Source organism: Bacillus sp. AFS015802 (assembly GCF_002561455.1).
GTDB lineage: Bacteria > Bacillota > Bacilli > Bacillales > Bacillaceae_B > Rossellomorea.
In genome coordinates this window covers 19,387-31,748 of the sequence record NZ_NTUP01000074.1, presented here as the reverse complement: position 1 = coordinate 31,748, position 12,362 = coordinate 19,387, and the positions used below count along the sequence as shown (strand labels likewise).

General features: G+C 45.5%; 14 protein-coding genes and 2 other annotated features. Of the genes, 4 read left to right on the top strand and 10 right to left on the bottom strand.

Annotated elements, in window-relative coordinates; translation table 11 throughout:
- The first annotated feature begins 52 nt into the window (after positions 1–52).
- A complete protein-coding gene (gene rnhC / locus CN378_RS21920; protein ID WP_098354626.1) occupies positions 53–976 on the top strand; it encodes a ribonuclease HIII in 924 nt (307 codons plus the stop codon).
- A gap of 307 nt (positions 977–1,283) precedes the next feature.
- Here the strand turns inward: rnhC and pheT are convergent, their stop codons facing one another.
- The 3 genes from pheT to CN378_RS21905 all read right to left on the bottom strand — a co-directional run bounded on the left by pheT (position 1,284) and on the right by CN378_RS21905 (position 5,896).
- Positions 1,284–3,698, bottom strand: a complete 2,415-nt coding sequence (pheT, locus tag CN378_RS21915; RefSeq protein WP_098354625.1) for a phenylalanine--tRNA ligase subunit beta — start codon at positions 3,696–3,698, stop codon at positions 1,284–1,286.
- 27 nt (positions 3,699–3,725) lie between these two features.
- Positions 3,726–4,763, bottom strand: a complete 1,038-nt coding sequence (gene pheS / locus CN378_RS21910) for a phenylalanine--tRNA ligase subunit alpha (protein WP_098354624.1) — start codon at positions 4,761–4,763, stop codon at positions 3,726–3,728.
- A gap of 71 nt (positions 4,764–4,834) precedes the next feature.
- Positions 4,835–5,075, bottom strand: a binding site (T-box leader).
- A gap of 59 nt (positions 5,076–5,134) precedes the next feature.
- Positions 5,135–5,896: a TrmH family RNA methyltransferase gene (locus CN378_RS21905; RefSeq protein WP_098354623.1), complete on the bottom strand. Its 762-nt coding sequence runs from the start codon at positions 5,894–5,896 to the stop codon at positions 5,135–5,137.
- A gap of 125 nt (positions 5,897–6,021) precedes the next feature.
- Between CN378_RS21905 and sspI the strand changes: the two genes are divergently transcribed.
- Both sspI and CN378_RS21895 read left to right on the top strand, forming a co-directional pair.
- The gene (gene sspI / locus CN378_RS21900; protein WP_044340454.1) at positions 6,022–6,243 is read left to right on the top strand and encodes a small acid-soluble spore protein SspI; all 222 of its coding nucleotides are present in this window, start codon (positions 6,022–6,024) and stop codon (positions 6,241–6,243) included.
- A 136-nt stretch (positions 6,244–6,379) separates the two neighbouring features.
- Entirely contained in the window at positions 6,380–6,922 is a 543-nt protein-coding gene (locus CN378_RS21895; RefSeq protein WP_098354622.1) for a cysteine hydrolase family protein, read from the top strand.
- A 46-nt stretch (positions 6,923–6,968) separates the two neighbouring features.
- Here CN378_RS21895 and CN378_RS21890 read toward each other — a convergent pair whose 3' ends face one another.
- Complete coding sequence (locus tag CN378_RS21890) at positions 6,969–8,054, bottom strand: M42 family metallopeptidase (RefSeq protein ID WP_098354621.1); 1,086 nt, start codon at positions 8,052–8,054, stop codon at positions 6,969–6,971.
- 105 nt (positions 8,055–8,159) lie between these two features.
- A complete protein-coding gene (locus CN378_RS21885; protein WP_098354620.1) occupies positions 8,160–8,648 on the bottom strand; it encodes a dUTP diphosphatase in 489 nt (162 codons plus the stop codon).
- A gap of 142 nt (positions 8,649–8,790) precedes the next feature.
- On the opposite strand from CN378_RS21885, the gene CN378_RS21880 reads away from it, so the two are divergent.
- Positions 8,791–9,189, top strand: a complete 399-nt coding sequence (locus CN378_RS21880) for a sigma-w pathway protein ysdB (RefSeq protein WP_098354619.1) — start codon at positions 8,791–8,793, stop codon at positions 9,187–9,189.
- Between the two features lie 23 nt (positions 9,190–9,212).
- Here the strand turns inward: CN378_RS21880 and CN378_RS21875 are convergent, their stop codons facing one another.
- The 5 genes from CN378_RS21875 to infC all read right to left on the bottom strand — a co-directional run bounded on the left by CN378_RS21875 (position 9,213) and on the right by infC (position 11,966).
- The gene (locus CN378_RS21875; RefSeq protein ID WP_098354618.1) at positions 9,213–9,782 is read right to left on the bottom strand and encodes a TVP38/TMEM64 family protein; all 570 of its coding nucleotides are present in this window, start codon (positions 9,780–9,782) and stop codon (positions 9,213–9,215) included.
- 97 nt (positions 9,783–9,879) lie between these two features.
- Positions 9,880–10,158, bottom strand: a complete 279-nt coding sequence (locus CN378_RS21870; protein ID WP_098354617.1) for a DUF1294 domain-containing protein — start codon at positions 10,156–10,158, stop codon at positions 9,880–9,882.
- 677 nt (positions 10,159–10,835) lie between these two features.
- Positions 10,836–11,195 carry a 50S ribosomal protein L20 gene (rplT, locus tag CN378_RS21865; protein ID WP_034757014.1) on the bottom strand — a complete coding sequence of 120 codons (360 nt, stop codon included), beginning with the start codon at positions 11,193–11,195 and terminating at the stop codon, positions 10,836–10,838.
- 28 nt (positions 11,196–11,223) lie between these two features.
- Positions 11,224–11,424 carry a 50S ribosomal protein L35 gene (rpmI, locus tag CN378_RS21860; RefSeq protein WP_032087387.1) on the bottom strand — a complete coding sequence of 67 codons (201 nt, stop codon included), beginning with the start codon at positions 11,422–11,424 and terminating at the stop codon, positions 11,224–11,226.
- 23 nt (positions 11,425–11,447) lie between these two features.
- Positions 11,448–11,966, bottom strand: a complete 519-nt coding sequence (gene infC, locus CN378_RS21855; protein WP_167562127.1) for a translation initiation factor IF-3 — start codon at positions 11,964–11,966, stop codon at positions 11,448–11,450.
- A 72-nt stretch (positions 11,967–12,038) separates the two neighbouring features.
- Positions 12,039–12,178, bottom strand: a sequence feature (ribosomal protein L20 leader region).
- Between the last annotated feature and the right edge of the window lie 184 nt (positions 12,179–12,362).

Here is a 12,362-nt window from a genome sequence, read left to right as displayed (position 1 = left end):
AAGGTCACATTTTTTATTAAATTCAATCATATTGTCAGAAGGAGAGAGAAACTTGGCCAACACCGTCATTCAAACAACGAAAGAAACCATTGAGAAAATGAAAGGTCACTACCGAAATGTACTGGTCGAAAAGCTTCCGCCGGGGGCCCTATTTGTAGCAAAGCCATCCGGCTGCACGATTACCGCCTACAAATCCGGAAAAGTATTGTTTCAGGGGGCAAATGGGGAAGGCGAGGCAAGCCAGTGGGGAACCAGCGCCCCTGCCAAAGTGAAATCCCCTTCAAAAGGCACGACGTCCCTGCCTGAAAACTTCGCCGATTGGTCCGTCATCGGTTCAGATGAGGTCGGGACAGGAGACTTCTTCGGCCCCATCACCGTGGTGAGTGCCTACGTGAAAAGGGAGCACCTCCCACTCATGAAGGAACTCGGGGTCAAGGATTCCAAAAACTTATCCGACCCTCAAATCATCAGCATAGCAAGGGACCTGATCTCGACCATCCCTTACTCTCTGCTCATTCTCCACAATCCGAAATACAATGAGATGCAGGAAAAGGGCATGACACAGGGAAAAATGAAAGCACTCCTTCATAACAAAGCCATCCTGAATCTACTTGAAAAAATGGCACCGGAACTGCCAGAAGGCATACTGATCGATCAGTTCGTCGAAAAGAATACATACTTCAAGCATGTCTCTGCCCAAAAGAAAATCCAGCGTGACCGCGTCTATTTCAGCACAAAGGGAGAAAGCATCCACCTAGCCGTCGCAGCGGCATCGATCATTGCCCGTTATGCGTTCCTAAAGGAAATGGACAAGCTGAGTGCCAAAGCGGGCGTCGACATACCGAAAGGCGCCGGCAACCACGTCGACGTGGCCGCAGCGAAGATCATCAAGCGAAAAGGAATCGAAGAATTAAAGTCCATGACCAAATGGCATTTCGCGAATAGCGAGAAGGCGATGAAGTTAGCGAGGAAATGAGGAAAAGCCGCATGGGATGCGGCTTTTTTTGTTGGGGTGTGGGTTCAGCTGCTGAATGTTTTGGGGGAATTCAGCTGCTGATTTTTCACTGTTTTTCAGCTGTTGAATTTTGAACGTATTTCAGCTGTTGAATTCCGTCGCATTTTCTCCTGTTGAATTCCGGGCATATTTCTCCTGTTGAATTCCGCCGTTTTTTCTCCTGTTAAATTCCAGCCATATTTCTCCTGTCAAAACTCCCCCTTTTTTTTACCAGACAAACAAAAAAAGATGCCAGACCATCGTCTGACACCTCTTTTCACAAGCGTGATTATCCTCTTAATTCGGCTCCCGCTTTTTCTTTCACGGCAGCGAGTACGTTATCATGTACTTTCACTACTTCTTCATCGGTCAATGTTTTCGCCGGATCGAAGTATTTCAGGGAGAACGCAAGAGATTTCTTGCCCGCTTCCATATGCTCCCCTTCATAAAGGTCGAAGACGGATACTTCTTTCAGAAGTTTTCCTCCCGCTTCTTTGATGATGGAGGCAAGATCCCCGGCTTTCACCTCTCCGTCCACGACAAGGGCGATGTCTCTTGTGATGGATGGGTGACGGGGGATCGGCGTGTAAACCAATGCCGGTTTATCATAATGGAAAACAGGTGATGCCTTCAGTTCGAAGACGTATGTTTCGTTCAGGTCCAACTCCTTTTCCGCTTCCGGGTGAATGGCTCCGACGAAACCGATCACTTCGTTGTCGAGTATGATCTCGGCGGTTCTTCCCGGATGCAAACCATCTACGGCTGCCTGACGGTATGAGATGGCTTCAGACACTCCCATTTCTTCAAACATCCCTTCAAGGATTCCTTTGGCCACATAGAAGTCAGCAGGCTTTTTCTCTCCCTGCCAAGGATGGAGATGCCATAGTCCGGTCAGGGCTCCGGCAATATGTTCCTCTTCTTGAGGAAGCTCTTCTCCCGGTTCCTGCAAGAAAACGGATCCGACCTCATAGAACGCAAGGGAGTCATTTTGACGGGCTTTATTGTATGAAAGCACTTCAAGAAGCTGCGGGATGATGCTTAAGCGGAGGTTGCTGCGCTCTTCGCTCATCGGCATCAATAAACGGACAGGTTCTTTGACGTCCAGGGCGTATTGGGTTGCTTTCTTGTCGTTTGTCAACGAATACGTGATGGCCTGGAGGAGTCCCGCTCCTTCTAGATAACGGCGGACCCTGCGGCGTTTCAGCTGGTGGTTTGACAATCCGCCGGCCATGGATTCTCCCTCGGGAAGAGTCATTGGAAGGTTGTCATAGCCATAAAGGCGCGCCACTTCTTCCAGTAAATCTTCAGGGATGGTGATGTCCCCTCTTCTTGTAGGAGCAGTTATGACAAACGTTTCCCCGTCGACTTCCCCATCGAATTGCAGGCGGCGGAAGATGTCTTCGACTTCGTCACCCGAAATGGAGGTTCCCAGTGAAGAGTTGATTTTTTCTAATGTGATCTCCACTTTAACCGGCTCAACGTCCAGTTCGTTGAATAATACGGTGCCTTCAAGAACGTCCCCGCCGGCATATTCTGCCATCAGCCCAGCGGCTCTTTCTCCTGCTTTCAGGACACGGTTCGGATCCACGCCCTTTTCATAGCGGGTGCTCGCTTCACTTCTCAATCCGTGGTCCTTGGAAGCTCCTCTGACAATCCGGCCCGTGAAGTATGCAGCTTCCAGAAGCACCGTCGTTGTATCATTCTGAACCTCTGAATTCGCTCCACCCATCACGCCGGCAAGGGCAACGGGTTCAGTCCCGTTTGTGATCACAAGCTGGCTGCTTGACAGGGTTCTTTCCGCGTCATCCAGGGTCACGAATGTTTCGCCATCTTTTGCACGGCGGACGAGGATTTCCTTGGATCCAAGGCGGTCGTAGTCAAACGCATGAAGGGGCTGACCGTACTCCAATAATACATAGTTCGTAATATCGACCACATTATTATGCGGGCGGATTCCTGCTGAAATCAATGCGTTCTGCATCCATAGGGGAGATGGACCGATTTTGACATTTTTGATGATTTTAGCACCGTATAGAGGATTATCTTCTTTCGCCTCTACGGTAACTGTTACATAATCCGATGCTTTCTCGCTGCCTTCGGATACCTCCGTTACAGGTAGCTTTACGTCACGATCGAGGATGGCTGCCACTTCATACGCCACTCCCAGCATGCTTAAGCAATCTGAACGATTTGGCGTTAAGCCAAGTTCTAAAATCGCATCATCAAGATTCAGTAGTTCAACGGCATTTCTGCCTACTTCAGCATCATCCGAGAACACATAAATTCCCTCTGCATGTTCTTTCGGTACTAGCTTTCCTTCTACTCCAAGCTCTTGAAGGGAACAGATCATCCCGTGGGATGCTTCACCGCGAAGCTTGGCTTTTTTGATTTTGAAGTTACCCGGAAGGACCGCTCCAACTTTCGCGACAGCCACTTTTTGACCTTTTGCCACGTTAGGTGCTCCGCAAATGATTTGGACCGGTTCTTCTTCGCCGACGTCCACCAGGCATTTATTTAATTTATCCGCGTCAGGATGTGGCTCGCATTGTAATACATGGCCGACGACCACATTTTTGATTTCTTCGCCGATCCGTTCCACACCTTCGACTTCGATCCCGCTTCTTGTAATTTTCTCTGCCAACTCTTCAGGTGTGACACCTGACAGGTCTACATAATTTTCTAACCATTTATATGAAACAAACATGTGTTAGTACCTCCTATCGTTTTTCTTTTACTCTTCTGTTCCGAACTGTGTCACAAAGCGAGTATCGTTTGTGTAGAAATGACGGATATCGTCAATTCCGTATTTCAACAAGGCAATGCGCTCAGGTCCCATACCGAATGCAAATCCGGTATATTTCTTCGAATCATATCCTGCCATTTCAAGGACATTCGGATGAACCATCCCTGCTCCGAGGATTTCGATCCAGCCCGTTCCTTTACATACGCGGCAGCCTTTTCCGCCACAGATCTTACAAGAGATATCCATCTCGACGGAAGGCTCTGTGAATGGGAAGAAGCTTGGGCGTAAGCGGATTTCGCGGTCTTCCCCGAACATTTTCTTGGCAAACACATTCAGCGTTCCTTTCAGATCACTCATGCGGATGTTTTCATCGATGACAAGCCCCTCGATTTGGGTGAATTGATGGGAGTGCGTCGCGTCATCGGTATCGCGGCGGTATACTTTACCCGGACAGATGATCTTGATCGGGCCTTTCCCTTTGGCGAGCTCCATCGTTCTTGCCTGAACCGGTGACGTATGGGTACGCAGCAAGGTTTCTTCCGTGATATAGAATGAATCCTGCATGTCACGGGCAGGGTGACCTTTCGGAAGGTTCAGTGCTTCGAAGTTATAGTAATCCTTTTCCACTTCTGGACCCTCGGCAACGGTGTAGCCCATTCCGATGAACAAGTCTTCGATTTCTTCAATGATCATCGTAAGCGGATGGTGATTACCCTTTTTCACAGGACGGCCCGGTAGTGTGACATCGATCGTTTCAGATTGAAGCTTCTTTTCAACCGCTTCTTTTTCAAGAATGGCCTGCTTTGCTTCAATGGTTTCTGTGATGGCTCCACGGACTTCATTCGCAAGGGCCCCCATTTTAGGACGCTCTTCCGCCGACAGTTTGCCCATTCCTTTTAAGGCTTCGGTGACAGGTCCTTTTTTCCCTAAATAAGCAACACGGATATTGTTCAGCTCTTTCAGATCCTGTGCTTCGTTCACCTTTTCGATTGCTTCTTGTTGAAGGGATCGTAATTTGTCCTCCATTATTCTTCCTCCTTTAATGTATATCCTCCGAACGGGTACCTTTTTAGAACAAATAAAAAAACCCCATCCCAAAAAGGGACGAGGTTTATATCGCGGTACCACCCTTATAAGCATATCCACCAGGGGACATACTCACTTCATTCGGATAACGGCTTTGCCGGAGCATCTTTACATTCTGATCAAAAGAATGGTCCCGATGCCAACTCGAGAGGTGAAATGTTCACACCATGTTTTCTTAAGGATGCTTGCAGTCTTAGGCATCCTCTCCCTTGAAGAAGGTCATGTGCTACTTTCCTCTTTCAACGTTTTTAAAGTTATATGTGCATTATTATAGTGAATTTCACGGCATAATTCAAACCTTTTCACGAAATTCACTGCCCATTTTTAAAATAGTATAATAAAATCCCTGCCGCTATCGCTACGTTCAATGATTCACTCTTGCCGTAAATAGGGATGTAGAGATTCTGATCCGTTTCTGTTAAAAGGTCCTTCGACATGCCATTTCCCTCGTTTCCTACAATGAGGGCATATGAAGAGCTAGGCTGGATCGTCGTATACTCCACTCCATTTTCCAGAGCCGTCCCATACACGGGGATGCCGCGTTCTTTCAGTGCCGAAATGGTTTCAGGAAGTTCCTTTCTGACAATCGGGATATGAAAGTGGCTTCCTTGTGCCGAGCGTAATACTTTTGGATTATAAGGGTCAACCGTCCCTTTCCCTAAAACGACCATATCCATCCCTGCCGCATCGGCTGTGCGGATGATCGTTCCAATATTCCCGGGATCCTGGAGGCCGTCGAGAAGCATCAGGGTTGAAGCCCTGCCCAGTTCATGCTCAGCTTCTTTTTGCTTACAAATGGCAAATACGCCTTGTGATGTCTCGGTATCGGTCAGGACTTTTCCGACTTCATCCGAAACCATGGTGATGGACACATCGTCCACTGTCCATTTCTGTGGAAGATCGATTCCTTCCACAACGATCAGCTCAAGGACCGTATCCTCCTGCTTCAATGCTTCTTCCACGAGATGAAAACCTTCAATGATATATGTACGGGTGAGATCCCGTTCCTTTTTGGTCAATAATTTCTTCCACTGCTTTACAACAGGATTTTTCGAGGATTGAATATACTTCAATCGTATCCGCTCCTTTAAATGACTATTCAGGGTCTCATTATACCTTAACTTTCTTACATAATAAATTCAATTTGAGACAAGATAACAATGAATTCCTCATCCTATCGAAAAAGGAGAAATGTGTGATGAATCTTAACTTACGAAAAGCGATCATACACAACGTATCTGGCAACAACCAGGACGAACTGAGAGACACCATCGTTGACGCCATCCAGGGGGGAGAAGAAAAAACCCTTCCAGGTCTGGGTGTACTTCTTGAAGTCTTCTGGCAAAACGCCGATCCCCAGGAACAAAAAATGGTCCTTGAAACACTGGAGGAATCATTGCAGCAGCAACAACCGCAATAAATGCATGGGCAATCCTTTAAAAAGGGTTGCCCTTGTTTTTATTTCACCATTTAAAATTCCCCCTTGATTTTGTTTTAGCTAGACTCTTTCGGTGGTAATGAAAAAATATCACAGAAAAGGAAGGGGAAACGGATGTATGAGTCAAAATAAAAGCGCCTTATTGATCATCGACATGATTAATACCTTTGATTTCCAAGGCGGAGAGGATTTATACGAAAACACATTGAAAATCGTCGGAAACATTCACGAATTGAAGAAGCGGGCAAAGGAAGCCGGGGTACCGGTCATTTATGTGAATGACAATTACGGGCTGTGGCAGGACAATATGAATGACATCATTGAAGAATGCAAAAAAGGAAAAGGGGAAAAGGTGATTGAAAAACTGCATCCCGATACGGACGATTATTTTATCATCAAGCCGAAGCACTCCTGCTTTTTCGGAACGCAGCTTGATATTTTGCTTCATCAGCTTGACGTAGGGAACCTCATTTTAACAGGAATCGCCGGTGACATCTGTGTCCTGTACACAGCCAATGATGCCTATATGAGGGAGTATGAAATGTCGATACCAAAGGACTGCATGGCTTCGGAAACGGATGAAGACAATGAAAGCGCCGTCCGCATCATCAAAAAAACGATTGGTGCGGATATGACCTTGTCGGGTGAAATGACGTTTTAAACACAAAAAAAGAGACCCTGATGTACAAGGGTCTCCTTCATTACAATCAATCAAACGTAATCTTCGCCACTGTATCACGATCAAGCTTCTTGATCACTTCGGTAATCAGTTTAACGGCATTTTCGTAGTCATCACGATGCAACATCGCTGCATGGGAATGAATATAGCGCGTTGCCACAGTGATGGACAAGGCTGGGACTCCATTCGCTGTTAAGTGGATCGCACCTGAATCCGTTCCACCGCCGGCGATGGCATCGAATTGATACGGGATATTATGCTCATCCGCTGTATCCGTTACAAAGTCACGCAATCCTTTGTGGGAAACCATGGACGCATCATACAGGATGATCTGTGGACCTTCACCCATCTTGCTTGACGCTTCTTTATCGGAAACACCAGGAGTATCCCCTGCGATTCCAACGTCCACGCCAAATGCGATGTCCGGCTGAATCTTGGCAGCCGACGTTCTCGCTCCACGCAGACCCACTTCTTCCTGTACCGTACCGACACCATATACAACGTTTGGATGCTTCTCATCCTTCAGGTTTCTCAATACGTCGATGGCGATCGCGCATCCGATGCGGTTATCCCATGCTTTCGCAAGGAGCATCTTCTCGTTATTCATCACCGTGAATTCGAAATGAGGGACAACCATATCTCCCGGCTTCACTCCCCATTCCTGTACTTCTTCGCGGCTTGAAGCACCGATATCGATGAACATATCTTTGATATCGACCGGCTTTTTACGGGCTTCAGGAGGCAGGATATGTGGCGGTTTGGAACCAATCACACCCGTTACTTCCCCAGTGCTAGTCACAATCGTCACACGCTGGGCAAGCATGACCTGTGACCACCAGCCTCCTACGGTTTGAAAGCGCAGGAACCCTTTGCTGTCGATTTGTGTGATCATGAATCCGACTTCATCCAAGTGGCCTGCCACCATGATCTTGGGACCATTCTCATCGCCGACTTTTTTTGCGATCAGGCTCCCGAGATTATCTGTCGTCACTTCATCTGCAAAAGGCTCTATGTATTTCTTCATGACTTCCCGTACTTCTCTCTCATTACCCGGTACACCTTTTGCATCGGTCAGATCCTTAAGCATTGTCAATGTTTCGTCTAGTTTTGCCATTGTTTCGACCCCCTAAATGTTCATTCCCTTTCATTATACTAAAATCTGTGTGATTCATCAAAATTTCCTGAATCTTCTTTACTATGAATGGGAAGAATCCATTGATTAATATCCTTCTTTTTGGCGATTATAATTCACTTCATTTTTCTTCACATAGGCATCGAACACTTCTTCATGGGAGAACCCGAGCAGCTCCCCAAGGTATACATAGTGTCTGAATAACTCCTGGAAATGTTCAACCGAACGTTCTTCGGCAAAGTGGTTGGCATATTTAAACACGGTTAGGAATTGCTTTGTCACATCTTCATTCGCATAATTCGTCTCTCCCAAGTCAAATTGCTGGATCCCGATTTCAATTCCAAGTGACAGGATGAAATGCACGCCGTCGACGAATTCTTCCAGGATCACGTCCTTAGAGGAAGATGGTTTCGTGCTCCAGAATTTGAAGCTTCTCGTTTCGTTTGCCAGTTCCCCCACCTCGACGAGCAGGGCAAGGATTTTCTTATCGATCAAATCTTCCTTTTCCAAACCGTGTTGCTCTTCGATGTGATGATCAAGCTTTTTCTGCATATCCAATAACGTTTCAATATTCATTTTAAAACTCCCCGAGGCATTTATTTTTTGACTCACCCTCTTAGTATGACAAATTTTCGAGCAAATTTTAAATAATATGAAACCTTTTTCTGTTTTCATCGTAAATAATAGTGGAAGAAATATGCCTATGGAGGTAATGGTTATGCTTTGGCTTATTCGGTTAGTGATTTTTTTCCTTATTCTTTATCTTTTATATAGCAGCGTCAAATACATCATAAATCCAAAGCGCAAACTGGAGCTTGCCCAGGAGCAGAAACGTTTTTATTTTCTCGATGATCAGGAAAATGTCCGTAAAAATTTTCACATAACGTACAAGGGCGTCCGATTTGAAGGGGAGAAATATCTCGGGGCGACAGAAACGTCTTTCGAAGTGGTTTCCATCTTCGTCTGGACGAAAAATGTCTCCTCCTTAAAAGGCCTCACCCGGGAGGACTTCGAATACCTGCAGAACGAAATCAAAGAACGTTACCCCAACGCGAAACTTGATTGGAAAAGTCCGATTCACGAATTCCTTCAAAAAAACCAACAAAAAAACGACTAGCAGAGCTGGTCGTTTTTTTGATTTTATTTACCGGGAAAAAACTCCCTCCACTGAATGACCCTTACTTTTTCTCTCAGCAGGTAAAACAGGACGATAAGTGCGATGAAGATCATAACGAGAATGGGCGGGGAAAATTGTTTGATGTATTGGCCGAATACCGTGTAAAAAAACGCCAGGGGAATGTTGGAAAGGACGGAGGCACGAACGAAGGGTCTGAGCTCCTTCTTTCGCTCGAGCAGGCAAAGGTTAAGGAGCTGATAATGGACAAATGGGATCAACCTGAGCACCGCGATCTGGCCCGTGGTGAGGGTGGCATTCCGTCCGAACCATTTTTCCTTCAGCCTCAGAAGCTTTTCATAAAAGGATTTGAAGCCTTTGATGACAAAATAAAAAGTGACAGATAAGAGCGTTAATCCGATCAATGAATACAACGTGCCGAAGAGGCTTCCGAACAGGACCCCTCCCGCCATACAGACAAGGGCGACGGGAATGAACAGAAACTGCCTCAGGACATGAAATAAGATAAACAGAACAGGAGCCATATATCCGCTTGATTCCATCAGGGCGAATGCAGCAACCAACCGTTCGTCCATGGCTAACGCGACCTCCTTCTGCTTTTCTAAGCTGTTTCTACATACTCTCTATATCGTATGTCAGGGAGACGGGTTAAAGAATGAAAAACTTTGGTTGCTACAGTTTCGCGTTCAGCCAGATGAACAGCACGCAGTGAAGCATGACGAGGAGTGGAATACCAATGGCGAACTGTTTATGCCTGGTTTTATGACGGTAGATTTTCATCCCTATGTAAGCCCCTACGCTCCCTCCTACAATCGCAATCTGCCACAATACCCGTTCGCTGATCCGGTATTCGTGTCGCTTTGCTTTTTTCTTATCCCTTCCCATGACCGTAAAGCCTATGAAGTTGATGATAACGGCATATAGATATAAAATCCCTGTTAATGTATCCATGATTTCTACCTGCTTTCTGGTTTGATTGATATAAGAACATTATTCTCAAACTACCTAAGTACCTTAGATGAGTAAGTAGTAGTTGATTTCCGCTCCAGGATGCTCGCTTTCCGCGGGGCTGGCGGTGAGCCTCCTCGGCTGCGCCTGTGGGGTCTCACCTGTCCGGCTCCAACGGCTAGCCCCTCGAGGTCATAAGTTAAATGGTCCAAGAAGGCAAAAAGCGCCTTCTAGGTCCATCCACCTTATGCTTGTCGGGGCTGAGCAAGCCGTCTCCGCTTTTCGAGCTGTCCAGCTATTCCCGCAGGAGTCGAGCATCCTTCCGCTCCAATCAACTTTTCAAGCATGTATCCTTAAAGTTCAAAGATAAGTAGAAAATAGCTTCGTTTCAAGGAGAAAAATTTTGTTTTATATTAGATTTTTCATTATCACTTTTTTGCTCTATCTATTAAAGATAGTGAGGTGAGCTACGTAAACTTCGTCGGGTATCGTACGTGAATGGGGAAGCGAAGCTATGGAGGTGTTGGATAACGCTAGCAGTTCTCCTCCCCATTATTCACACCTAATCGATTCATCCTTAGCAGACCTTATGTACAGTACTACAAAATGATAAAAAGAGATTATAAGAAAGGACCGGCCAGTGGCCAGTCCTTTTGATCTGCTAACTTAGTCAGCAGGTATTATTTGTTTAGTTGAGCTTTAGCAGCGTCAGCTAATTGGTTGAATGCTTTTTCGTCAGAAATCGCAAGCTCAGCAAGCATTTTGCGGTTTACTTCGATACCAGCAAGTTTCAATCCGTGCATTAGACGGCTGTAAGAAAGACCGTTCATGCGTGCAGCCGCATTGATACGTGTGATCCATAGTTTACGGAAGTCACGTTTCTTTTGGCGACGGTCACGATAAGCATACATGTATGATTTCATGACTTGTTGATTTGCTACTTTATATAAAGTATGTTTTGAACCGAAATAACCTTTGGCTAATTTAAGAACTTTTTTACGACGTCTGCGTGTTACTGTTCCGCCTTTTACGCGTGGCATAATAATTCCCTCCTGTTTCTATTACTTCTTATTTTAGGTTGTCAAGCATATGACGAATGCGTTTGAAATCTCCTTTAGAGACAACAGCCGCTTTACGTAGCTTACGCTTTGCTTTAGTAGATTTGTTTGCGAATAAGTGGCTTGTGTAAGCGTGTGAACGTTTAAGTTTACCAGAACCTGTTTTCTTGAAACGCTTAGCTGAGCCGCGGTGAGTTTTCATTTTTGGCATGATGCTTTTCCTCCTCGGGTCCTTTATTTTTCGTTAACTGGTGCAAGCACCAAGAACATACTGCGACCATCCATTTTCGGTTTTGATTCAACGGTTGCTACATCTTTACACTCATCACTGAAGCGATCCAGAACGCGTTGACCAATTTCTTTGTGCGTGATCGCACGACCTTTAAATCGGATTGACGCTTTAACTTTGTCTCCTTTTTCAAGGAACTTACGAGCATTACGAAGCTTTGTGTTGAAATCATGCTCATCAATCGTAGGGCTTAGGCGCACCTCTTTAAGATTGATGATCTTCTGATTCTTACGTGCTTCTTTTTCTTTCTTCTGTTGTTCAAACTTAAACTTACCGTAGTCCATGATACGAGCAACGGGTGGTTTTGCATTTGGAGCAACAAGAACAAGATCAAGGTTTACACGTTCAGCAATTTCAAGAGCTTCATTCTTGGATTTGATTCCAAGCTGCTCACCGTTTTGATCGATAAGACGTACTTCACGGGCACGAATCGTTTCGTTTAAGATCATGTCTTTGCTAATAATTAGCACCTCCAAGGTTTATTAAAAGAATACACGGCTTTGGCCGACGCACTCGCGTCCTTTTTTGCGTGCAACACACAAAAAAAGATGCGAGTGTCGAAACACCCGCACCTGATTATTAAGCATATATTAATGGCTTTAATAGTCAATCACATACCTGTAAACAGCTTTAACGCGTTATTCAGGTGAGAAGCGGGTAGCTTCTGCTTGTACCAAACTGTATTCAATTCACCTTAGATACTATATCACATGACAATACCGCTGTCAAATAATCATTTAATATCACAACGTATTTCATAATATCAGACATCTTAGGAGAGTGCAACAGTTTTTTTGAAATTTATACGGGAGGGACGGACCTCCAACGGAAACATTATGGTAAACCACAATGACCATTTG